Origin of the sequence: Lacticaseibacillus huelsenbergensis, assembly GCF_029726355.1 — a bacterium.
GTDB lineage: Bacteria > Bacillota > Bacilli > Lactobacillales > Lactobacillaceae > Lacticaseibacillus > Lacticaseibacillus casei.
The window spans coordinates 1,691,575-1,714,388 of the sequence record NZ_CP120687.1; the positions used below are offsets into that span (position 1 = coordinate 1,691,575).

The 22,814-nt window shown below is 47.4% G+C and carries 27 protein-coding genes; 10 read left to right on the top strand and 17 right to left on the bottom strand.

The features are described 5' to 3' along the window. Positions 1 to 34: 34 nt before the first annotated feature. The 9 genes from LHUE1_RS07650 to LHUE1_RS07690 form a co-directional block, all read right to left on the bottom strand. Positions 35 to 1,012: a hypothetical protein gene (locus LHUE1_RS07650; RefSeq protein ID WP_025013082.1), complete on the bottom strand. Its 978-nt coding sequence runs from the start codon at positions 1,010 to 1,012 to the stop codon at positions 35 to 37. Between the two features lie 268 nt (positions 1,013 to 1,280). Then, positions 1,281 to 2,975: an oleate hydratase gene (locus LHUE1_RS07655; RefSeq protein ID WP_049169653.1), complete on the bottom strand. Its 1,695-nt coding sequence runs from the start codon at positions 2,973 to 2,975 to the stop codon at positions 1,281 to 1,283. Between the two features lie 12 nt (positions 2,976 to 2,987). After that, on the bottom strand, positions 2,988 to 3,116 hold the full coding sequence (locus LHUE1_RS07660) for a hypothetical protein (protein WP_049169651.1): 129 nt from the start codon (positions 3,114 to 3,116) through the stop codon (positions 2,988 to 2,990). Between the two features lie 88 nt (positions 3,117 to 3,204). Beyond that, the gene (locus LHUE1_RS07665) at positions 3,205 to 3,771 is read right to left on the bottom strand and encodes a TetR/AcrR family transcriptional regulator C-terminal domain-containing protein (RefSeq protein ID WP_049169672.1); all 567 of its coding nucleotides are present in this window, start codon (positions 3,769 to 3,771) and stop codon (positions 3,205 to 3,207) included. 98 nt (positions 3,772 to 3,869) lie between these two features. Next, positions 3,870 to 4,238, bottom strand: a complete 369-nt coding sequence (dhaM, locus tag LHUE1_RS07670) for a dihydroxyacetone kinase phosphoryl donor subunit DhaM (RefSeq protein ID WP_005686376.1) — start codon at positions 4,236 to 4,238, stop codon at positions 3,870 to 3,872. A gap of 29 nt (positions 4,239 to 4,267) precedes the next feature. Next, positions 4,268 to 4,849, bottom strand: a complete 582-nt coding sequence (gene dhaL / locus LHUE1_RS07675) for a dihydroxyacetone kinase subunit DhaL (protein WP_049169650.1) — start codon at positions 4,847 to 4,849, stop codon at positions 4,268 to 4,270. Beyond that, positions 4,836 to 5,855 carry a dihydroxyacetone kinase subunit DhaK gene (gene dhaK / locus LHUE1_RS07680; protein WP_049169647.1) on the bottom strand — a complete coding sequence of 340 codons (1,020 nt, stop codon included), beginning with the start codon at positions 5,853 to 5,855 and terminating at the stop codon, positions 4,836 to 4,838. Before dhaK ends, dhaL begins: the two co-directional genes overlap by 14 nt. Positions 5,856 to 6,046: 191 nt before the next feature. Further along, entirely contained in the window at positions 6,047 to 6,475 is a 429-nt protein-coding gene (locus LHUE1_RS07685) for an OsmC family protein (protein ID WP_049169646.1), read from the bottom strand. 177 nt (positions 6,476 to 6,652) lie between these two features. Then, positions 6,653 to 6,832 (bottom strand): hypothetical protein, encoded by a 180-nt coding sequence (locus LHUE1_RS07690; protein ID WP_049169644.1) that lies wholly within the window; start codon positions 6,830 to 6,832, stop codon positions 6,653 to 6,655. Positions 6,833 to 6,960: 128 nt separating this feature from the next. Between LHUE1_RS07690 and LHUE1_RS07695 the strand changes: the two genes are divergently transcribed. Then, positions 6,961 to 7,839 (top strand): Rgg/GadR/MutR family transcriptional regulator, encoded by an 879-nt coding sequence (locus tag LHUE1_RS07695; protein WP_049169670.1) that lies wholly within the window; start codon positions 6,961 to 6,963, stop codon positions 7,837 to 7,839. A gap of 95 nt (positions 7,840 to 7,934) precedes the next feature. Here LHUE1_RS07695 and LHUE1_RS07700 read toward each other — a convergent pair whose 3' ends face one another. Together LHUE1_RS07700 and LHUE1_RS07705 are read right to left on the bottom strand one after the other, a co-directional pair. Further along, complete coding sequence (locus LHUE1_RS07700) at positions 7,935 to 8,207, bottom strand: hypothetical protein (protein WP_049169668.1); 273 nt, start codon at positions 8,205 to 8,207, stop codon at positions 7,935 to 7,937. A 223-nt stretch (positions 8,208 to 8,430) separates the two neighbouring features. Then, a complete protein-coding gene (locus tag LHUE1_RS07705; RefSeq protein ID WP_049169642.1) occupies positions 8,431 to 9,843 on the bottom strand; it encodes a 3'-5' exonuclease in 1,413 nt (470 codons plus the stop codon). 184 nt (positions 9,844 to 10,027) lie between these two features. On the opposite strand from LHUE1_RS07705, the gene LHUE1_RS07710 reads away from it, so the two are divergent. Then, complete coding sequence (locus tag LHUE1_RS07710; RefSeq protein ID WP_010492997.1) at positions 10,028 to 10,321, top strand: ArsR/SmtB family transcription factor; 294 nt, start codon at positions 10,028 to 10,030, stop codon at positions 10,319 to 10,321. A 79-nt stretch (positions 10,322 to 10,400) separates the two neighbouring features. Then, positions 10,401 to 11,567 (top strand): MFS transporter, encoded by a 1,167-nt coding sequence (locus LHUE1_RS07715; RefSeq protein WP_277848211.1) that lies wholly within the window; start codon positions 10,401 to 10,403, stop codon positions 11,565 to 11,567. Between the two features lie 27 nt (positions 11,568 to 11,594). Here LHUE1_RS07715 and tnpA read toward each other — a convergent pair whose 3' ends face one another. After that, positions 11,595 to 12,044: an IS200/IS605 family transposase gene (tnpA, locus tag LHUE1_RS07720; protein WP_213291583.1), complete on the bottom strand. Its 450-nt coding sequence runs from the start codon at positions 12,042 to 12,044 to the stop codon at positions 11,595 to 11,597. Between the two features lie 74 nt (positions 12,045 to 12,118). Here tnpA and LHUE1_RS07725 point away from each other — a divergent pair, with 74 nt between their 5' ends. The 4 genes from LHUE1_RS07725 to LHUE1_RS07740 all read left to right on the top strand — a co-directional run bounded on the left by LHUE1_RS07725 (position 12,119) and on the right by LHUE1_RS07740 (position 15,111). Then, complete coding sequence (locus LHUE1_RS07725; RefSeq protein WP_213291582.1) at positions 12,119 to 13,369, top strand: RNA-guided endonuclease InsQ/TnpB family protein; 1,251 nt, start codon at positions 12,119 to 12,121, stop codon at positions 13,367 to 13,369. A gap of 294 nt (positions 13,370 to 13,663) precedes the next feature. Further along, positions 13,664 to 14,275 (top strand): hypothetical protein, encoded by a 612-nt coding sequence (locus tag LHUE1_RS07730; protein WP_049172217.1) that lies wholly within the window; start codon positions 13,664 to 13,666, stop codon positions 14,273 to 14,275. Continuing rightward, on the top strand, positions 14,265 to 14,840 hold the full coding sequence (locus LHUE1_RS07735) for a DNA-3-methyladenine glycosylase I (protein ID WP_049172215.1): 576 nt from the start codon (positions 14,265 to 14,267) through the stop codon (positions 14,838 to 14,840). Before LHUE1_RS07730 ends, LHUE1_RS07735 begins: the two co-directional genes overlap by 11 nt. 70 nt (positions 14,841 to 14,910) lie before the next feature. Beyond that, positions 14,911 to 15,111, top strand: a complete 201-nt coding sequence (locus LHUE1_RS07740) for an AbrB/MazE/SpoVT family DNA-binding domain-containing protein (protein ID WP_049172214.1) — start codon at positions 14,911 to 14,913, stop codon at positions 15,109 to 15,111. 181 nt (positions 15,112 to 15,292) lie between these two features. Here LHUE1_RS07740 and LHUE1_RS07745 read toward each other — a convergent pair whose 3' ends face one another. Next, the gene (locus LHUE1_RS07745; RefSeq protein WP_049172212.1) at positions 15,293 to 15,565 is read right to left on the bottom strand and encodes a type II toxin-antitoxin system RelB/DinJ family antitoxin; all 273 of its coding nucleotides are present in this window, start codon (positions 15,563 to 15,565) and stop codon (positions 15,293 to 15,295) included. A 171-nt stretch (positions 15,566 to 15,736) separates the two neighbouring features. Then, the gene (gene fba / locus LHUE1_RS07750; protein WP_010493008.1) at positions 15,737 to 16,618 is read right to left on the bottom strand and encodes a class II fructose-1,6-bisphosphate aldolase; all 882 of its coding nucleotides are present in this window, start codon (positions 16,616 to 16,618) and stop codon (positions 15,737 to 15,739) included. A gap of 438 nt (positions 16,619 to 17,056) precedes the next feature. Between fba and LHUE1_RS07755 the strand changes: the two genes are divergently transcribed. Continuing rightward, positions 17,057 to 18,790, top strand: a complete 1,734-nt coding sequence (locus LHUE1_RS07755) for a pyruvate oxidase (RefSeq protein ID WP_049172210.1) — start codon at positions 17,057 to 17,059, stop codon at positions 18,788 to 18,790. A gap of 126 nt (positions 18,791 to 18,916) precedes the next feature. Here the strand turns inward: LHUE1_RS07755 and LHUE1_RS07760 are convergent, their stop codons facing one another. Then, complete coding sequence (locus LHUE1_RS07760; protein ID WP_049172208.1) at positions 18,917 to 19,930, bottom strand: serine hydrolase domain-containing protein; 1,014 nt, start codon at positions 19,928 to 19,930, stop codon at positions 18,917 to 18,919. A 183-nt stretch (positions 19,931 to 20,113) separates the two neighbouring features. Here LHUE1_RS07760 and LHUE1_RS07765 point away from each other — a divergent pair, with 183 nt between their 5' ends. Continuing rightward, entirely contained in the window at positions 20,114 to 20,848 is a 735-nt protein-coding gene (locus LHUE1_RS07765) for a class I SAM-dependent methyltransferase (protein WP_049172206.1), read from the top strand. An 85-nt stretch (positions 20,849 to 20,933) separates the two neighbouring features. Then, the gene (locus tag LHUE1_RS07770; protein ID WP_049172205.1) at positions 20,934 to 21,686 is read left to right on the top strand and encodes a gamma-glutamyl-gamma-aminobutyrate hydrolase family protein; all 753 of its coding nucleotides are present in this window, start codon (positions 20,934 to 20,936) and stop codon (positions 21,684 to 21,686) included. A 371-nt stretch (positions 21,687 to 22,057) separates the two neighbouring features. Here LHUE1_RS07770 and LHUE1_RS07775 read toward each other — a convergent pair whose 3' ends face one another. Further along, positions 22,058 to 22,348: a hypothetical protein gene (locus tag LHUE1_RS07775; protein ID WP_049172203.1), complete on the bottom strand. Its 291-nt coding sequence runs from the start codon at positions 22,346 to 22,348 to the stop codon at positions 22,058 to 22,060. Positions 22,349 to 22,578: 230 nt separating this feature from the next. Further along, complete coding sequence (locus tag LHUE1_RS07780) at positions 22,579 to 22,806, bottom strand: Blp family class II bacteriocin (RefSeq protein WP_053091159.1); 228 nt, start codon at positions 22,804 to 22,806, stop codon at positions 22,579 to 22,581. Positions 22,807 to 22,814: the final 8 nt, after the last annotated feature.

A 22,814-nucleotide genomic window follows, 5' to 3' on the forward strand; every position in this document is an offset into this window, starting at 1 on the left:
CCTTTGACGGCGTTTTTGCACAATGCTATAAATTTTATCGTTGCCGTTTTTGCCGTTTGTTCTTCTGCCACTCGGCCATGGGAATAATCTGATCCGAGTCGGCGTGACCGGCTGTTTTGGCGTGGCCTTTTCGCGGGACCGGCTTTTTGGTCAAGGCTTCCTTAATCTGATTTTGCGCCGTGTCAGCTAGGGATTTCATTTGGGTTGCCGTCCACAAGTGGGTGCTGGCGGTGGACTTGATGAAGATGGCTAAGGACTGCCCCAAGCCTTCCTGCTTATCCGGTGGCACGAGCTTGGTGTCGCGCAGCAATAGCAACAGCGCAGCGCCAATGTCCTGGCTGGTCCATTCTTTCGGCTCGTGGCCAAACATGGCTTGAATCGTGTGAATTAGGAAAAAGATCACCGCGCCAAAGAATTCTTCGTCCTGAGTGGCTTCTGGCAGGTGATGCCAGGCCTTTGAATCGAAAAAGACCATCAGCTGGTCGACTAGGATTGACATGCTTTCGGAATCAACATCAAGATCGCCAGCAGGATCAAAGCCAATATCACGCCCGTCAGAATCATCAGCCATCGGAGACGCAAGCTCACCATCTTCGACTAACCCGAGGACATAGGTTGTTGTGAGCAATGCGCCCATTAATGCATCAATGAAGTCGACAATCGTCAACTTGACGCGTTTGGTGCGAATCAACCAAATCATCATGGCTTTAATGAGCTCTGAAGCAACGGCGATCGCTTCGCTGCGGCGGCGATCGTCATCGTTGACCTGTTGCAGTGTCGTTTCGAGTGCAATCGACACCGATTCAGCAGAAAGTGTCTGAATGGTGGAGCGTAGATTCTTGAATGACGCAGCAAAGAAGGTGACCAGAATGGCGCGAATTTCTTTTGGTGGTACTTTTCTAAAATCCGGATCCTGCATCAAGGCTGCATAGTCATCGCTTTTTTGAAAATCAGACCAATAAAGATCGATTTCCTTGCTAGCATGTCGTTGCAGTTTTTCTTGGTAATCCATGTTGCCCTCCACTTCTTGTTGTTACGGGTTTGCTTATCTTCAGTTTAACAGTTGTTCGCCCTTGCTCACATGAAAACTTGCTTTGTTTTCTAGAAGAAATTCATAGCAGCAAAAGCCCTGTGATATGGATGCTTTCGAGAGCCGCTATTGCTTAAAATTTAGTCAAATAAAATCGGCACCAAAGACAGAATACGCGTCTTTGGTGTCGATTGACTGTAAGTGTGGTGGATAAATGATTTTTACCTGCACAGGTTACTTCAGTGGCAGTTTATTCGAACATTTTCTTCGTTGCCCGCATCAGCGTCTTAATATCCTTGTCGTATCTTGGCGTTTGGACAAGGTGACTCATCGGGATGCCGGTGAAGTGATAGGCAGCAATTTCGCCTGAGCGGACAGCGCTTTGTTCCGTGAAGACCATCTGGAATGGCTGTTCGACGAATTCACCGGTGAAGGCGAGGTTCGTTGAGTGGGCCGGAATGACTTCGGGACGATCGACTTTGGCGCGATTGTTGAAAAGTGCCGAAGCATATGGCATGTAGACTGGAATATTGTTGATGATGCTGGCCATAATCGCATCTTGGTGATCGCGGATATTGCCGGGACCCGGATCGACTTTTGCCAATTGGCCGATCAGTTCAAGTGCCATTTCCTTACCGGTCATTTTGATATACGGCTTGTTCACAAACTCACCGTAACGTCGTGGATAGAGGAAATAGCCCCAAAGAACGGTCTCGTTTGGCTTTTGGGTGGTGAAGTGCGGCTGATGATGCACGACAATCGACATCATCACGTCTTTTTGCCCAAGCGCCGTGATCGGCTGGGTGGATAAGAAGGAATTCAAGGCATTCCCCGGAAGCTGCGTTGTGATGCGCTCGATTTCATTGAGCAGCAGGTGATCCTTGGTGGTCAAAGTAAAACTGACCCATTCGCTGGCGGCGCGATCAGCAAAGAACTTATCAGGATTGCCAAGGTTATAAAAATGTTCAGTGGCTTGTTTCCATAGGCCAGCTGCGGCACCTTGATCCATGTTTTCAACGGCCGGGTGGTCAAAGTCGCCTTGCGTGGCCGAATCAGTGATGGAGCCATTGGTAAAGAAGACGGCAGTGTCATCATCAACATCGACATGCTCGGTTTTGGCGGTTTCAGTGTTCAGCATGTTGAGACCGGTGACGGTGATTTCATCGGTCATAGCCGTATCTTTAAACTCAAAATCCGTGACCCGGCGATTGAGAATAATCCGGCAGCCTTGATCCTTCAGGTAGTTGATCAGCGGCAACATGATGCTTTCGAATTGGTTGTAACGGGTGCGGTTAACGCCCACCAGATGCTCGATTTGCGTAAACTCATAAATCATCATGTGCATGTAACGCCGCAACTCTTGCGCTGAACTTTCAATCCGGAACGCGAAGGTTGTTTCCCACATGTACCAGAAATTCGTCTGGAACATATGCGGATCATCTTTGAAGTAATCAGCAATGCTGACATTGTCGAGTTTTTCTTCTTCTGAGTCTGGCATCATAATCAGCTTGGTTAGCAAAAGACGATCCGTGTTGTTCAGCCCTAGATGGCCAGCCTGAATGATGCCGATGCCGCCTTCCATCAGCCGCGCCTTGTCAAAAGTGCGATGCTGGGCATCAAACTGCCGGGTATCTTCTTCAGCCGTCAATCCCGGTTCAGTTGCCGAGGGGATCCGACTCAACAGATCCATCAAATCAACATAGGTCCGATAGTTCAGCATGCGACCGCCGCGTGCCACATAGCCTTTGGTGTTTTCCATGGGATGAACCTTATTCCAGTACTCATCTGCCGCATCAGCAGCCGGAGCACCGTCATTTGACCCGTGATCGTCCAGTGAATAAAACGTGATTTGATTGCCCTGCCAATGACCTTCCTGAATCAGATAAACGGCGGCCGCCATATTCGCCAGCCCAGCGCCGATCATGATCGCCTTATGCTTGATCATCTTTTAGTCCCCCTAACGACTTTCAAACTTCTTGTATGCATCCGCGTCATCTTTGAACAGTTCCATTTTGTTAGCGAAGTACCAGGCTGTTCCCCCGGTCACCAAGGCCAGGCTGAGTGCCGTCCATAAAAGTTTTTTCATATAAAAACGCTTCCTTTCCGTCTATAGCTATAGTATAGCCATCCGAAAAAGAAGCGTCTTTAGTCAAAATGTGGCGTTTGTTCGAAAATTAAGTTCTTTTATTGTGCGCTTGCTTGTGCACAATGAACGCAATTGAACCGTTAAGCATGAGATCAGCACGTTTGATGAGGTCGTCTTCGGGTTCCTGTAACGACTGTGATAACCACAACAAAACCTGGCCGACAATCGCGGCGGCATAAAAATTACAGATGTCCGCAACCATTTTGGCAGGCGTGGTCGGATCAATGTCCAGGACTACTGGCTTGACCATGTCAGTCGCGGACTGGAAAAGGAATTCTTCCAGCATGTCGCGACCAACGGAATTAAAGGCGTTCAGACAAAATGCCTGATTGGCCAGAATGTAATCGAGCACCAGCCGATACTTGGCTTCCCAGGTGGCCGCCCCAAGATTCTTCATGACTTTACGGCCGATGTCAGCTTCAAACGTCCACTTCAGGAGGCCGTAAATATCTTCAAAATGATAATAAAACGTGTTGCGATTCACGTGGGTTGCGGCACTCAATTCCGCAATGGTAATGCGATCCAGCGGTTTATGCTGCATGAGCTGCTTTAAGGTGGTCGCGAGTTGCCTTTTGGTCTGATCGGATGTGGCCATCAACATCATTGCTCCTGTAGTTATGCTAAAAGTATCGAGTTGGTTGGGTTGGGACAAAAGTTTGCCATGCCACTGCTAGGCAGCGACAGGTGGGAAGGTTACTTGACTTTCAACGGCTTCAACTGTGCCTCGATTTTATCCAGTGTCACGTTGGCTTCAAGTAACGCAGCCGCGGCATAAGCGCCTTCGACAAACGCTACGTCATAGACATGCATTTGTTTGTCGCTGACTTCTTCAGCGATGTCGAGATTCATTTTGGCGCTGCCGAGATCATAGAAAACCAGCAACTCGGAAGCCGGGTTGTCGTTAATGGCTTTTTGAATATGGTCAAGATCGGTGCCGATTTGACCGTCACTGGTACCGCCGGCTGTGGTGATTGGCACATCCTTGGCGACTTGTTTGATTAGCGTTTCAAGGCCGCTGGCGATGGCCGGTACGTGGGAAACGAGCAACATGCCCATTGCCATAGAATCACGCTCCTTTGGGATTTAGCAGTTCACGCTCTTGCATCAAGGTATGCTTTTAGTAGCTCACCAGTCGAAGCTGCGCCTGGGTCAATGTGGCCGACACTCTTTTCACCGAGGTAAGAAGCGCGGCCGCGTTTGGCGGTCATTGGCTTGGTGGCTTCGACCAGTTTGTCAATGGCGTCATCGGTCAATTTGTTTTGCTTGATCAAATCAGCAGCAGGTGCCCAGACATCTAACATGGTTTTGTCGCCAGGCTTAGCTTGGCCGCGTTTGGCAATACCCTTGGCAGCTGCTTCGACAAGGTCGCCAAAGTCAGTGTCGGTTTTGGCGAGTTTGGCCATTTCCAGAAAAGCCGTTCCGTACAACGGACCACTGGCGCCGCCGACTTTACTGAGCATCGCCATGGCAATCGTCTTGAAGTCTTGCGCCAGATCATCGGTTGGCGGTGTCTTTTCGAATGCTGCTTTGATCGCATTGACGCCGCGTTCCATGTTGTTACCATGGTCGGAGTCGCCGATCACGCGGTCAAGTTCGGTGAGATGATCTTTTTGATCGGCAATCCGGTTTTCAAAATTCGTCATCCATTTGGTTAATGTCTCAACGTTTAACATCAGTATCCCCCCAGCCTACAGTATGTGCAGATGCATTCAGATAAGTCAGCCATTGCGGATCGTCCAGCGCCAGCATCGTCAGCGAAACGCCAGCCATGTCGAGCGATGTGACATAATTGCCTGCCTTGGTGAAGCTGGCTTCGAGGCCTTGGGCATGCAACTCGTTCAAAACATCGCCCATGAAAATATACTGCTCGGACAGTGGGGTCGCACCCATGCCGTTGACCAGCACCGCGTATTTATGAGCTTTAGGATCTTTGAATTCAACCGTTAGCTTGCCAATGAGCTGCTTGGCTAACACTTTGGAAGTCGGTAGCTTTTCCTGACCGGTGCCGGGTTCGTTGTGAATACCGACGCCAAACTCGATTTCATCTGGCTTCAGATCAAAACCGGGCTTGCCGACTTCCGGCACAGTCGCAGCATGCAAGGCAACTGCGAACGACTTGGTATTTTTAACGACCGCATCGCCTAGCTTTTTGAGGTCATCAAGGCCTAATCCAGCCTCGGAAGCTGCGCCGAGAATCTTTTCGACAAAAATCGTGCCGGCAACGCCGCGACGGCCCTGTGTGTACAGTGAATCTTTGACGGCCACATCGTCATCCACGACGACTGACTCGACTTTGATGTCATCGACGCTGGCCAGGTCCTTGGCCATGTCGAAGTTCATGACGTCACCGGAGTAATTCTTGACGATCATGAGAACCCCTTCGCCTTGGTTAACTGCCTTGATTGCGGCGTAAATCTGGTCGGGCGTCGGTGAGGTAAAGACTTGGCCGGCCACTGCGGCATCAAGCATGCCTTGGCCGACATAACCGGCATGCAGCGGCTCATGCCCTGAACCGCCACCGGAAATAACACCGACTTTTGCATGTTGCTTAAATGCGGCGTCATTGCGGACGACCGCCGTTGTTTCAGGAATCTGTTTCAAATATTGCGGATAACTGGCAGTGAGACCAGCAATCATTTCCGGGACAATATCGCCCGGGTCATTGATAATCTTCTTCATATTTGCAACTCCCTTCTAGTTATCAGTGTACCGCTTTCAGTGCTAAAAAGTCAGGTCGTCAGCTAAGAATAACAAGGGGAATCTTAATGGTGGCGGCGTTTGTAGTGATCGGTTTTAGATCGCGGGTCAGAAAATAAAAACGCCTCGTTAGGCACATTTTGGCTTAACGAGACGAAGAGGTGATGCAACGGTTAGTCATCGAAATCGGTGACAGTTTCGATGGTGTAGTTGCCGCTATTTTTAAGTAATTTTGAAACCGGGCAGCGATTTTCAATTTCTTCGGTGAAGGATTTGGCGGTATCCAGATCGACGCCTTTCACCATAACCTGGGCATGAACCAGAAATTGATACTCAGCACGGGCGCCGATGAACGCCACCTTCACGCGAACTGCGCCGGTATGTGGCAGTCCGTGTTCTTTTTCAACGGCTTCCAATGTGGCTTCAAGGCAAGTGCTCAACGACAAGCCCAAAAGCTGTTCAGGGTTGGTCCCTGGATGGTCATTCATCGGGCTGCTCGTCTGAACCTTCAGTCCGCCTGGCACATAAGCGTGACCTTCCAGTCCTTCGTCGTTAATGGCTTCAGTTGTGTACAGTGGGTGATTCCAACGTTCGTCTTGCATGAAAATTCCTCCTCGTGGATTGTCGATAGACTAGGGCTCTTGGAGCAGAAACTTATCGGTTATGCCGGTGCCTAGGATCCTTAATTCAGCTGTGGCATAACTAGGTAACCATATTAAGTATAAACGCTTACATGTGTTCAGTAAACTGATGTTCTTTTCTCTCAAGCTAAGACTGGATTACGATTTAAAGATTCTGGAAATTGATTTATAAAGGATCACAATCAGAATAATATCGTTTCCAACACCAAAAGCTAACGCTGTGACTAGAAGCAAACCTCCACCAACTTGGCCATAAAGAACGCCAAGGACTGAAGCAATAAAGAAAGTTGCAAAGGCTGCAATCCATAATTTTCGCATTTTGATTGACACCTCAAATCCAAATTAGCCATTTTTGGCTCTTTATAGATTACCGCATTAATGAGGAATTTTATGCTAATATGAAGTCATTCATATTTTTATATTTCGAAAAGAAACGAGGTACTTGCGTGGCGGACTATGCAGCAGGATCCATTTATCGCGAGGTGCGGCGAAGACGTGACTTGAAAATCAAAGAAGTAAAGGCGGATTTACACCAATCAACAATTTCCCACTTAGAGCACGATCAGAGTGACATGACGTTGCGGACAATGATGAAGATACTTCAGCCAACGTTTATGTCTGCCGAAGAATTCTGCCATTTGATTGATGATAAACGCGAGACAGCAACGTCAATTTTTAAACAGATAGCTCACTATTATGACTCGACAGATCTAACTGGCTTGACGCAATTGTTGAAATCATATAAGGAAAAAAGTCAACCAACAACGCCTAACAGGCTCATAGAGTTGATGATTCAAAGTTTTATCGATGAGTTGTCTGAGCGGGAGTCTTCATTGTCCAAAGATGATTGCGATTTTGTTCAGGATTATCTATTACAACCTGGCAGATGGTTTAGCTTTGAATACATATCTTTCGCTAATCTTGTATTCTCGCTACCCGGAAAGATTAATTTAAGAATCGCAAAAAAGATGTTTCACGCTTATCAGCAATTTCATCTGCCAAGCTACGATGAGTTGCTAGTAAATGCCTTATATAATTTATCTGCTTCTTTCATCGACCAAGATGATCCTTCTTCGGCAACACGGCTTTTAAACTTTTTAGATCTAGAAAAATTAGACCGCCACGTTCTGTACATGCGGCATCATGTGACCTTTCTGAAGTTGATGATTCAGTTTAAGTTGGAGCCCCTAAATCGAGAAAATTTAAACAAGCTGAAGGTCTTTTTAAAAGCCACAAAGCTGATTGATGAGACTCTTTTTGAAAAGAACATCGACTGGCTCAAATCTTTAAAAATTGATCCAGATACAATTTTAGAGAATGCTTAGCAGGGCAAGCTCATTGCGACTATTATAACGACGCCATCAGGTCAAAAAACAACGACTTTTGCAAATGGTCATAGACCACGAAAGTCGTTGTTTTTTTACTTTTCCTGAATTTTCGTTTTCTGAAGTTTTTTCTTTTGCTGACTTAACTTTGTCTTTCGTCCACCTTCCCAAATGCTGATTAGTGCCATAAGTCCGACAATGGGAAGAACAATGTCAATAACGGAGAAATGTATTTGACCTTGAGTGATGAAATAAATATATGCAACGACCAAAGATACTGGCAAAATCGCTCCTAGTATCTTGCTGCCGATGTAACCAAAGAAAGTCTGTAGCAAGATGATGGCAACTATCATCACTACTTCAAGTATGATGTACGGCATGGCCCGTCTCCTTATCTTTTGAACGCTTACGTAAGATATGGACTTGAGTTTGTTTTACAATCTTCGAGGAAATGATTCTTTACAACTTTAATATAGCTAAATTCTATTGGATTGGTCAACAAAAGTGGACTGTACTTAATCGTTAAGTTGAATGAATTAATAAAATATAAAGACCGGATTTTTGAATCGGACGCAATATGTTTATTTTTAACTATTTGTCACTCAAATCCGGCTTCTGATAAGGTTCCGGATCATTGGCGTGTTCAGGTGGGCGTTGTTCAAAGCCAAGTTCCTTGGTGATGAGTGGGCTGCCTTCCCAGATGAGGTGTTCGAGCAACGCCATCGTGGTTTGGGCATCACTCAAGGCTGTGTGGGAAGGTAAGTCAATGCCGAGTGCCTCTTTGTAGTATTGCAGTGAAGGGGTGTGCTTTTTGCCGATCCCGAAAGTTTTACGGGCTAATGTGGCGACATCGAAGGTTTGAACAGGTGGCACATCGATCGCGAGGCCGGCGCGAAGGGCGCGTAGGTCATTGCTGAGTGCGAAGCCGACAACGAGTTCATGCTTCAATAATTGCTCGACGGCGGTTTTGGCAAGCGGCAACGGTTGTCCGTATTGGTTCAACAAGTCATCGGTAATCCCGGTGATTTTGACCGAGAATGGCATCACGTGATGGCCTTCGGGTAGTTGGGTGAAAATGTCAAACGCACCTGCGACTTGATGACCACGCACCCGTAACAAGCTGATTTCGGTGAGGTCAAGTTGGTTGCGATCGGCCACAAACTCTGTATCGATCACGATGTAGTCGCCCCGAGCCAGTCGATCGATGACGTCTTTTTGCGTTTTTAACGGTGCCTGGTCTGAGGCAAGCTGGGCCATAGTTGGCGGGTCTAACTGCAGCGACTTGGCCGCGCGCTGGTTGGCAGATTGCACTAACGGCGCTTTTTCCTGCGCAAACTTGGCTGCTAGTTTGGTGGTTAAGCGGTCTGCTTGTTCTTGCCGTTGGTGGCGCAAATCGGTCAGGGTCTGATCGGCTTGGCCTAAGGAAATGCCAAAAAGCCTGGCCAGCCAAGTAGCAGGGGCAGTCGGCATCGTCGTCAAGACATAGGTGCCTTTGAGATCAAGCAAAGAAAAGACTACCTGACCGTTTTCAAGCCAATTTTGCAACCCAAGGGCGAGGAGATGAACCCAGTCACTAAACGGCTGCATGATGATTGGCAATTTATCGGCGGCTCTCATTTGATCCAGTTGTCGAGCAGCGCTAGAAACAGCTAGCGTAAGGCCGCGGGCGAGGCTTTTGCGGTGATTACCAAAATCCTGAACCGAAAACATGATGGGAAGCAGCGGACCGCGCGGGCGCAACATGTCACGCAATCGGCTACCTTCAGGATACCAACGAGCCAGATCGAATTGCACGTTTCCTTGAATGTTGACCCGATTAACGGTTGCAGACTGGTGTGGCCGGTACTCACGATGCTGAAAGAGCGCCATGAGTTCATCAACGCGAATGCGCACGGCTGCGGCATTATGCGGTTTGGCAATTGGGTCGCGCAATAACTTATTCAACTGACGCCGTGCCTGTCGCGGCGAGCGCATTTTCCTTTTTCGATTAGTGGACCGCGCCATGCTGCAACTCTCCTTACTTGGTATTTGACATATACGAACAGTATACCAAGAGTGAAGAAAATTTGCTTTGGGGGATCAATTATGGCCGATACTGCGAGCGGTTAGACGCAAAAAATGATTCGGACGTCCACTTATTTTTAAGAAGTTCCTTGTTTTCACCGATCATCTGTGGCATAACTGTTGTATGGATATCAAACAATCAACAGACGCAACAGCTTTCAAGCAGCGAATTTTCTTTGCCTTGTCCGAGCCGGGACGTTACACGATTGTGCGCATGCTTTACCACGTGGGCCACGAAATGGGGTGCAATGAGCTTAACCAGCACGTGGAGATTGACAAATCAACGATGTCATATCATTTGCGCACGTTACGTGAAATCGGCATGATTACCACACGTGTTCAGGGACGGCAGAAATTTGTCACGTTAAATACCGATAAGATTGAATCTGTCTTCCCGGGATTACTTGCTGAGCTGTAAATAAGCACATGGTTGCTTATTTTTTAGCGACAATTGTTTGATAAATTTAAAACTATAAAACAGATTGGAGACTTTTTGCATGAAAGAACGCAGACTCTCGCTTTTATTTTTCCTCGTTATGTTCGTAATTGGCACAGATACGTTTCTGGTTTCACCTTTATTACCGACTTTGACCCGGTATTACGGCATTTCAACGAGTCTTTCCGGTCTCATTGTCAGTGCGTACGCGGTGGGTTACATGCTGTCGGCGTTGCTGATTGGCCCGGTTTCCGATCGTCATGATCGTAAACGCATTTTAGTTATCGGTCTAATTGTCTTTACCCTCGCCACTGCCGGGTGCGGACTGGCCAATACGTTTCCGCTGATGCTCGTCACCCGATTCATTGCCGGCATTGCCGCTGCGACAGCCGGTCCGCAGATCTGGGCGGCGATTCCTGTACTTTTTCCCAAGTGTCAGGTGGTCAAAGTCATGGGCTACGCCACAGCGGGTTTGGCGGTTGCCCAGATTGTCGGCGTTCCGCTTGGTAGTTATTTGGCCGTTATCTCGTGGCGTTTTCCCTTCTTCTTTGTTGGCACGATTGCACTGATACTGACATTGTTGGTCGCGCGGTTCATGCCCAGTCTTAATGAAGTTAGAACCGCTCAGCCAAAATCCAGCATCTACGGTCAGCTTTTCCAGAACAAGCCGGTACTTAAGTTATTGGGCGCGTACTTATTGTTTCAGACGGCAAATTTTACCGGCTTTGCGTTCATCGGTACCTGGTTCGCGAAAAGCTTTGGGCTCTCGGTGGGCACGATCGGCAGCTTTATTCTGGTGATCGGTGTCGGGCAGTTTGTCGGCAGTTTGATCGGCGCTCGACTGGTGACGTGGTTAGGTCAGCCGCACGCGTTCCTGCTTGAATTCCTGTTGTTCATCAGTGGCTATGTCGTTTTGCCATTGGCTTCGTCGGCGTTAGTCGCAACGATCATTCTGGCATTGATTTACACCATTGGCGGCGCGCTGTTGCCGTTGTTCATGAGCACTTTGCAAGATCAAGCGCGTTCAGCCCGCGGCACCATTTCCTCTTTGGCCAACGCGGTGATGTATCTTGGCGAAGCAATCGGCGGCGTTGTCGGTGGTATTTTGATTAAACAGTTCACGGGCTTCTCCGGCATTGCAGTGTTTACCGCTATTGGGGTAACCCTTGCGATGTTGTTGTACGCACGGCAAGGCTATTTTAATTATGGCTGGCCGAAAATCCCGTGACTTTAGTCATGGGATGGACAGGCCCTGTCAACGCCTGTTAGGGTGTTTTGTTAGTTCGTTGTACTTTTGTTCGTTGATGTAATTCTCAACCGCGTCCTTGCCCATGTTGCCAAGGGTACTCATGTAGTAGCTGGGTGACCATAAATGCCCACCCCAATCTTGAGAATGTCGAATTTCTGGATGCCGTTTGAGAAAGATAAAGGCACTTCTACCCTTGAGCGCCTTGATGGCACTGGTTGGTGCCTTGCTAGGCGGAAAACTGATCAAGACATGGACATAATCGGGCATGACTGCCATTTTTTCGATCACAATCTCATTATCATCGGCGACCTTTTGCAAAATGCTTTTCATTTCGTCTGCCAGTTCCTTAGTTGCAAAAGTTTGATTGCGATATTTCGTGACCCAGATCAAATGGTAATGAAAATTATAGATATAGCGTCTGGTATAAACCGCGGCTTGGATTTTTTCTTTAGTCATAAAAGTTACCTCAATTGTTAGAGTCATTGACGAATGCTATAATACCATTATAGCAAGAAAAGAGGTGATATTAAATGAAGTCAATGGCACAATTAGAATATCATTATGGATTGAAGGTTCGCGTCTACCCAAGTGATCACCAAAAGAAATTGATTAAGCTAAACAGCGATGCCAGTCGCTTCGTCTATAACGAGATGGTTGCGATCGGTAAAGAACTCTGGCAATTAAAACAAGTTAAGCTACCAATTGATACGGTTCAAGATCGAATCAAGCAACTTGAACTACGGCAAAATGCCAAGCAGATGTCAAATCATTTCCAATTCTTAGAAGACAAGCGAATTGACAGTCTTGCTAAGGCTAACGCTATCCGAAACTATCGCAAGGCATGGAAAGCCTTTCGGAAGGTTCATAGTACTGGCGTCCCAAAATTCCACCGCAAAAGCTATGCGTGGGGCTACCAAACTAATTGCCAATATATCCAGCAGAAAACGATGCAGCTAACCAACGGGACCATCTGCTTTGAAGATGATAAGCACGTCTTAGTGCCTAAATTAGGGCGTCTACGCATCAAAGGTTCACACAAACGATTATTGAATCGAAAAGCAGAAACTCGTATTGGCACTGTCACGATTACTAAGGACACTGCAGACCGTTTCTTTTTATCCATGCAGCTGGGTTCTGATACACCCTTCACGACGAAGCCTGCCAAGACCAATCGGCAAACTGGCATTGACCTCAACACGGAAAACTTCTTGACTACCAGTGATGGCAAAGTCATAGCCAACCCGCACTACTATCGAACAATTAAGGGACGATTGGCTAAGGAACAACGCATTTTGTCACTCCGCGCCCGAAGGGCAAAGAAAGAGCATCGGCCGCTACGCAACAGTAAGAATTACCAAAAACAGCGCTTGCTAGTTGCCAAGATTCATGCACAGGTTCTGGATCGTCGTAAGAACTTCTTGCACAACGTCTCAACCACACTCATCAAGAACCACGATTTGGTGGTTGCAGAGGAATTGCGTAGTAAGAACTTACTAAAAAATCATGCCTTGGCCATGAGCATCGCAGACGTAGGCTGGCGCACATTCTTAGGAATGCTAACTTACAAGGCTGACCTTTATGGTCGCCAGTTTGTAACGGTCAGTCCTAAGAATACCACTCAAACCTGCCATCATTGCGGCTTCGTCATGGGAACAGAAGGCACTGATAAGCTTACGCTGGCTGATCGAGAATGGAACTGTCCTAAATGCCAGACCCATCACGTTCGCGATCACAATGCCGCTCAGAACATACTGATCAAAGGTATTGCTAAATTAGCCTGAATAGGCTCGTCCCTATGGCAACCTGGGGACGCTAAAGGCACTGGTAATTGCCGTGTAAGACAAGCAGTTCGTAGAACTGCCTGCAGTGGTGTATCTGTGCAAATTGTGATTCAAGCGCTCGTAACAGGGGTGCTTGCTCACAAGCCACTGACTTTAGTCAGTGGTGGTTGACGCAGCTGCAAACAAGCCGCTGATGATTCGTAATTTTTTGCATAGAGGTATTGTTCCGAAAAGTAGCAAACGATATAATTGACGCAAGAACATATGTTTGCTGTTCGGAAAGAAGATGCCATCATGCAGGAAAATTTAGCGCAGGAAATCTTATTGTTGTTAGGCAGTGGGCGGTTTTTAACGACCAAAGAAATCGCTAAACTGCTAAACCATCCAGAATCAAGTGTCAAAAGCGAATTACTTAAATTGGTGCATGCTGAGAAAATTAACCGGCGACATTTTGCCGGTCGCGATTATTTTCAAACGGTTAAGCCACAGACGGAGCCGAATATCCTCAGCACAGCAGCGGAACAATACTTGGATCGGCGTCATGCAGCGGAAAAACTGGGTGATGCGCGGACTTGTTACCATCATTTGGCCGGAAAAGCTGGCCTAGCCTTGTTTGACCAACTTTTAACGCAAAAACTCATTACCTTGACGACCGCCAACGCCTATCGATTGACGGAAAAAGGTCAGCACGTTTTGGCGCGGTACCTCGGTCACCCAGTGCGCCAGGAAAAGGTTCAGACTTGCATCGACTTTTCAGAGCGCCGGGTTCATTTAGCCGGTAAATTAGGGGATGAACTGCTGACAAAGCTGGTGGCTAATCATCAAATGACCTTGAGCGGGAACAGACTCGTCCGGGTTTTACATCCAATTGATCAGCAATCATTGGCGGTATCCCATGTCAGTTGAGCGACAACGGTGTGCGTGGGGTGAAACCGGCAATGCCTTGATGCAGCAATACCACGATGAAGAGTGGGGCAGACCCAGTCATGACAGCTGCCACTTGTTTGAACTCTTGTCGCTGGAAATTATGCAGGCAGGCTTGAGTTGGCAGACGGTTTTGAACAAGCGGTCAGCGTTTAAGGCGGCCTTTGCCAACTTTGATTATCGCCGGGTACAGCAGATGACCCCCGAAATTCCTGTACTCTTGCAAAATCCACAAATCATCCGGAATCGTCTGAAAGTGACAGCGATTATCAACAACGCGAATGCCATTGCAAAGCTGGCTGATAAAGGCGAGAACTTTGATCACTACGTCTGGGCATTCGTCAAAAATCGGCCGATTCAACATCACATCACAAGTCATGCGGAAGTTCCCAACACAACCGATTTGGCCAAGCGCATGGGCAAGCAAATGAAGAAGGACGGTTTTAGTTTTACCGGTCCCGTCGTCATCTACTCGTTTATGCAGGCAGCAGGGTTAGTCAACGATCATGAAACCAGTTGCTTTGTTTATCAGTTGCTGGAAAAATGAAAGTGTTAACCGATATTCGTCGATTGGAATGCTGACAACGCTTATCAGAACGCTAGGAGGATTAACACTCATGGAAACAACCATTCGCAAATTTGGAGATTCAATTGGTGTCATTATTCCAAAAGAGTTTCATGCAAAAGTTGGCGAAAAGTATCAGATTCACAAGATCGCTGATACATTTGTTTTGACGCCAGTTCACAAAGATTTGTTTGCTGACGAAACGGAATGGTATGGGTTTAGAGATAGTGTTACGGAAAGCGATCGTGAGTGAGATGAGAGCGCACTTTTATAGCAAATAATATTCCATAAAGGATGCCGAGTACTGAACGTTTCTGAAAGATCAAAAAGCACGCCACCTCTTGTTGAAGTGACGTGCTTTTTGGTTGGCAGCCATGCGGATTCGCTGAAGATGCAATAGAAGTCTGCCGTTAAGAACAACCTATCTTGAGTTATTAGTCGTCAATATCATTGTGCAAATCCTTCAGTAAAGCGCCGACCGTCTTAAAACTTTTGGTCCGGCCAGCTTTGACATCCGCTTCTGCAGTTTGCAGCTGGCCTTCGACAATTATCTCAGGAGTAAATGGCAGTTCACCAGTGTCGCTAATATACTTCAAATACATATTAATGGCAGAGGACATGTCCAATCCCATACTATTGATGACGCGGAGAGCGCGATCTTTTGTTTCTGTATCAACTTCAACGTTAATGCCTGATCGAGATGCCATTGCTGTCAACCTCCTTAGGCCATTGTTGCTTTATTATGACGCAAAACCGGCGATATTGTCACCCGTTATAAATGCCATGAAGAGTTCGAGAAATCCTCAATGAAAACTGAATTAAAAAAAGCCCACCCGCACCAAATGCGAATGGACTCATTAAACTCAAAACGGTTTAAATTAAAGTGCTTCAGGAACCATCTTGACAGGCTTGTTGCCGATCCAGCCGGTGATTTCCTTGAAGGTGTCTGTGATGGCATCGGTGCCTGGCTTGAGCATCTTACGAGGGTCAAAGCCCTTGCCTTGTTGATCCTTGCCAGCTTCGATGTATTCACGGGTTGCTTTAGCAAAGGCAAGTTGGCATTCGGTGTTGATGTTCAACTTGGAAATACCCATGGTGATCGCCTTTTGAACTTGTTCTTGAGGGATACCGGAACCACCGTGAAGAACGAGTGGCATCTTAACGGCGTCATTCAATTCTTGCAAGCGGTCGAAGTGCAGGCCTTTCCAGTTGTCTGGATATTGGCCGTGGATGTTACCAATGCCGGCTGCCAGGAAGTCGATCCCGGTAGCAGCCAAAGTCTTGGCTTCTTCAACGTCAGCTAATTCGCCTTCGCCGACAACACCGTCTTCTTCACCGCCGATGGAACCAACTTCGGCTTCAACGGAAATGCCCTTGGCGTGAGCCAGCTTAACGATTTCCTTGGTCTTTTCCAAGTTATCTTCAAAGTCGAGGTCGTGGCCGTCGAACATCACGGAGTTGTAGCCGGCAGCAATGGCTTCCTTAGCAGCTTCGTAATTACCGTGGTCCAAGTGGATAACAACCGGAACGGTGATGCCCATGGCTTTAACCGTTGCTTCGATCATGGTTTGGCAAAATTCATAGCCGCCCATGTACTTAGCAGCACCCATGGAAGTCTGGATGATAACCGGAACATTCAATTCTTGAGCACCGGCGAGAATGGCACGGGTCCATTCCAAGTTGTTGGTGTTGAAGGCACCGATACAGTAGTGACCTTTATGTGCAGCTTTTACAAGCTCTGCAGCGTTAACTAATGGCATGTAGATATCCTCCTACGAAATATACAATTCACAACCGTTGTATTCTACCATAGATTGCAAGAGAAAAGGGCGAGAAAATGATGAGATCCTGACGGTTTAAGTGACGGGTTTTGCGGGAACCAGTCATCATTGTCCTCGCCAAATAATGAGAACGCTCTCATTATTCGAATGATCGATTCATACACTACGTAGCGGATTTCACAAGCGACTTTAAAAACAATAAAAATAAAACAGCTTTATCACGCTAGTTCTAGGCGCTATTTGATTGCTAACCTCCAAAAATAGATTATATTTTCACAAGCGAATTATACCAGTATAAATGAAACCTTGCTAAGAATGATTGACCATAGAAATCAAAGAACTAAGGTGAAGATAGTAACAGATTGAGAACAATTGAGTTGTTCACACGAAAAAATAGTCAAAAGAGGAGATCTTGATATGGCAACAAAAGCAGCAGATCAGTTAGTCAGCGTTTTGATGGATTGGCAAGTGAAGCACGTTTTTGGCCTGCCAGGTGATTCGATTGATACGACCGTTGATGCGTTGCGCCGCCATCAAGACAAGATTAAATTCGTTCAGGTTCGGCATGAAGAAGTTGCGGCACTGGCTGCCTCGGCAACGGCCAAGCTGACTGGTGGCCTTGGCGTTTGCTTGTCAATTGGCGGTCCGGGTGCCATCCATCTGTTGAACGGTTTATATGATGCCAAAATGGATCACGCCCCGGTTTTGGCACTGTTGGGACAGGTCACGACCAGCAATCTGAATGAAGGCTTTTTCCAGGAAGTCAATACCCCTAAGCTGTTTGATGACGTGGCGGTTTATAATAAAACGGTCATGGCTTCGGATAATTTAGGCCAGATTGTCGATACGGCGATTCGAACCGCGTTTACGGAAAAAGGCGTAGCGGTTTTGACGATTCCGGATGACTTGCCGGATCAAAAGGAAACGACGAGTTATCGCGACAGTGCTGCGGCCTTTGCGTTGAACGTGCCGGAAGTTGATCCTAAGCAGCTGGATGATGTGGCTTCGCTATTGCAGAAGTCGCAGAAGCCATTAGCTTTGATCGGCCGTGGGGCGGAACATGCCGGGGAACAGGTTCAAAAGTTTGTTGAGGCCAACCACGTCCCGTTTATTCAAACGATGCCGGCTAAAGGGACGGTTGCCGATGATCATCCTAATAGTCTGGGCAATGTCGGTAAGCTCGGCACCAAGCCGGCTTATGAAGCGATGAAGGCAACTGATTTGCTGTTCATGATCGGTACCAACTACCCGTACACACCTTACTTACCCGATGAAGGACAGGCAAAATGTGTCCAGATCGATACGCAGCCGGAAAATCTGGGCAAGCGGTACTCGGTTGATGTGGCGGTCGACGGTGATGTCGAAAACTTTTTGACCGAGCTGAATGCCAAGGGATCGTTACGGGATGACGATCGCTTCTTGAAAGCTTGCCAGAAAAATATGGAAAGTTGGGACAAGTGGATGGCCGAAAAGCGTCTATTGACCACGAACCCAGCCTCGCCGGAAGCAGTCTTTGCCACGATTGATCAAACCGCGCCAAAAGATGCGGTTTACTCAGTTGATGTCGGGACGTCGACGTCATGGGGTGCCCGTTTTCTAAACGTTCAACCAACGCAGAAATATACTATTTCGGCTTGGTTAGGCACGATGGGCTGCGGTCTGCCGGGCGCGATTGCCGGAGCCGAAGCCTTCCCGAAGCGGCAAAATATCAGTGTGGCTGGTGATGGCGCGTTTGCCATGGTCATGCAGGATTTCGTCACGGCTGTTAAGTACAAGCTGCCCATTATCATGGTTGTTTTGAACAACCAGAAATTAGCGTTCATCGAATATGAACAGCAAAGTGCCGGTCAGTTGAATTATGAAATTGATTTGGCGGACATGGACTATGCCAAGATTGCTGAAGCTGCTGGGGGCGTTGGTTACACAGCCCACAGCAACGACGAGTTCAAGGAAGCGTTGACCAAAGCCTATCAGGAAACGGATAAGCCGGTTTTGATCAACACCTATGTTCAAGACGACGCCCCGCTACCAGGCAAAATTGTCGGCGAGGAAGCGAAGGGTTACATGAAGTATGGTTCCCAATATCTTGAAAATTACTGGAAGATTCCATCCATGCCACCGTTGAAGGACATTATGCGGCAGTTCTTCTAACAGAAGTTCAATTATTAATGGCGGTGCAAGGGATGTACTCATTAGAAAAAGCGCGAATTTTCTAAATGGAAACTCGCGCTTTTTCTATTGCTCATAAATCATTTGGTATGAAGACGTGCGCTTTTGTTAAAGAGTTGACAGCCACACAGCCATTTCCTTATGCCATGCTTTACGCGCCTCAGTGCTTGGCGACATGTTGTTTAACGTGATGTGCGTTAACTGTTTGTCAAATGAAACGTCAAAGTAGGCCCAGAACCCAAAAACGTGACCGTTGTGTGCCAGCCATCCCGGGGTTTTAGACTTCATCCAGCCCATGCCGTAAAAATCGTGCGTCAACGTTAATGCCTCACGCCAAGCTGATGCAGGCAAAATCTCCTGATGCAAGGTAGCTTGCGCCCATTTGGCCAAATCGGTAACCGAACTGACCACGGCGCCATCGCCACCGGTGTAATCGCCGCGGCCTAAAGCCACTGGTTGGCCGTTGGTAAAATCTAGATCGTCGTAACTATTTGCCTCGGCGGCCTGGGTTCCGAAACGGGTTTGGGTCATTCCCAACGGCTGGAAAAAGTGCCGTTCGATGAAATCGCCCAGCGGCATATTCGCGACTTGGGCAATGATGTGGCCAAGTAGGAAATAATTACTATTTGAATAAACCCCTTTTTCATCCGGCGCAAAATCTAGCGGATGGCGGTTCAATAAGTCAAGGACTTGTTGAAGGGCATTACCCTGAACCAGATCTTCCAGTATCGGGTAGCTTAAATGGGATTCACTGGCGTTCGGCATCTTTTTGGTGTATTCGGCTAACAACAATTCAGTGTAGTCAGGAATGCCGCTTGCCATGTGCAGCATCTGGCGCAAGGTGATCTGCTTGGCGTACCGATATTCTGGCAGATAGTCCGACAACGGCGCATCAATGTTCAGCGCCCCATCCGCATCCAACAGCAACATGCTGTCGGCCGTAAATTGCTTGCTTAACGATCCTAAACCGCTAGTAGTGTGGATCGTGAATGGTTCTTGTTTCGCAAAATCCGCCATGCCGTTTTGCCAGTGGGACAACTGATGATTGGCATCCACTAACATGGTGGCACCATTGAGATGATATTTTTCATTGATAGCTTGATAGCCGTTCCAATCTGTCACGAAAAGGCCTCCTTTTAGCCGAAAAAACGTTGAGGCAACGATAGCATGCATCGCACTGCTTTTCAAACTAAAATATCATCATTGGCCAATGAGAATCTAATTGGGGGCTTTACTTGCCATACCGGTTGCATCCTCTTGCCTGGACTGCGATGACGGCCTTAATCACTGAAGGAGGAAACACAGATGGCTGCGATTTATGATAATCCGGATTTTTTCAAGGCATATAGCCAAATGGATCGCTCGAAAAAGGGCTTAGCCGGGGCGGGGGAGTGGCATGAGTTGAAGACGGTTTTACCGGACTTTACCGGTAAACGGGTGCTTGATCTCGGGTGCGGTTATGGTTGGCACTGTCGCTATGCCGCTGATCATGGCGCTAAAAGTGTGCTTGGCATCGATACGTCAGCCAAAATGCTTGCCAAGGCTTCTGAGATGACGGACGACAAGCGGATCACGTATCGCCAGCTGGACATGCAGGCCATCGACCAATTGCCGGGGCAGTTTGAAGTCATTTTAAGCTCGCTAGCCATTCATTACATTGCCGATTACGCTGAGCTTGTCGGTAAGATCAGCAACAAACTGCCAATTGGCGGGCAATTTGTCATGTCCGTGGAACATCCGATTTTTACGGCCCAAGGCAATGAGGAGTGGGTCACGGACGAGCAGGGCCACAACCTGTACTGGCCGGTTGATCGTTATTTTGACGAGAGCAAACGGGAAACCGACTTTTTAGGCCATCGAATCAAAAAATACCATCGGACGTTGACGACCTATTTGAATACCTTGCTCGACAACCATCTGCGACTGGATCGCGTGATTGAGCCGACCCCGACTGCTGAAATGGTCAAAACCATTCCCGGTATGGCAGATGAGTTGCGCCGGCCGATGATGCTGATTGTGGCAACGACCAAAACGGCGTGAGCAATCGTGCCTGTCTATTGTCGCCAACCCTTTCACGGCGTATACTCATGAAATCAAAACTAAAATGAATAGAAGGAAATCGCTCGTGAAACTAAGAATTGGTATTCCCACAGACGAACTGATCGAAGTCAATCCCGTGATGCCGAATAATCATCCTGCCTATGTGCCCCATGATGTCAAAGAGGCGTTTATTCACCTTGGTGCGCTCCCGCTCGTTTTGCCGTTTCCTGATGATGTCAGTCAGACCGAACAGCTGGCGCAAGATGATATGGCCTTGGTCGACGGCCTGATGCTGCCAGGCGGCCCGGATGTGGATCCGACGCTCTATGGCGAGGAACCGCATCCCAAGATCGGCATGACGCTGTACCAAAAAGATTTGTTCGAAATTGCCTTGATTAAGGCAGCCCTAGCCGCAAACAAGCCGATTTTTGGTATTTGCCGCGGGATCCAAATCATGAACGTTGCCATGGACGGCACGTTGTATCAGGATCTTGAACAGCAATATCCTGATTTGAAAATTCAACATCCCCAAGCCACATTGGGTCAGTTTGCGACCCATCATGCCGAATTAACGCCTGGTAGTCGCTTGGCTGATTTGTACGGTAAGGAGACCATTAAAGTCAACTCCCGCCATCACCAAGCAGTTAAAACTGTCGGCAAGGGGTTGAAGGTGACAGCAGTTGCGCCGGATGGAGTGGTCGAAGGAATGGAGTCCACGGACAACGATCTGTTCTTAGGTGTCCAGTGGCATCCGGAAAATATGTGGCAGCAGGAAGATCCTCAGCAGCTCGTTGTTTTCCAGGACTTTTTGAAACGGGTTGCAGATCATCAGAAGTAGTTTTGTGCGGTTTAAAGAATCGCGCGAAAGCCGGTATCATGCTTGTGCTTGTCATGATCAGACGAAGAAGCACAGGCTAGTGGTGTCTATGTTATTTCGTGGTTTGATGCAACAAATTCGATTGGTGGTTATCACTACACAATGTATAAGATTGCATCGTATTGACGGTGTGCGTTGCGCACGTCCCCCTTGCCCCAAACAGCAAAGACCAATTCTAAATGCACCAAAGAAGCCATACGATTATTGCGTATGGCTTCTTTGGTGAATTTCTTTCAACTTGAATATCGCTAGGTTGCTTGGCTTCGGTCAAAAGCCCTTCATGATGTTAAGGTAGATGACTTTGCCATGAGATAGCCTTCACTCAGGTTGTTTTATGATTCACTGTTTTGCAGAACGGTATATAACTTTTCCAAATCTCTAATTGACATAAAGTTGGATAAGTCTAACGAACCATTGGATTTGACAATAACCCTTTCAGAAAGAATGCCTCGCAACATGTCATCTAGAGTATGTTGTGAAAACATTTTTTCTTGTTGGAAATTCTGCAGGCGAATCAGAAGTTCATTTAGTTTCTTTTTCCTTTTGTAAATATATAAAAAGTTGATTAAAGGGCCTATAGCCAAAAATGCTACGATGATTAACACTATAATCAAGTTATTCATATCTCGGAAAAAGCTCCTATTTAAGTCAAATTAGTGAACGTAATTGGTGCTCATGCACATTGATAAGCTTGTTGCTCCACCAAATGCGGCTCCGAACGCTGTGAAACTTGCTGAACCGATTAGCACGCCCCCAATTAAATTCGGGATACATTCTCTGAACTTCTTGCCGCCGGTGACTTGCTGCAGTTGAGAGTTCGAGAGATCAATCACACTAGGGTTTGAAAGGTTATCTAGCCGAGACATTTAATAGCACCCCCAACCATTCCAAGGTTCGCACCGATAACAGCCCCGCCGATCGTTCCGATTCCGGGAATCGCTGACCCACCCCAAGCGCCAGAAGCTGCGCCCTTGGCTAATCCAAAGAGAAAACCGGGTATGCAATTTTTCCCTTTTCCACCGGCAATGACGGCTAGAGATTGATCATTTAGGTTTTCGTAAGCGTTGAGCGATAAATCCATATAAATAC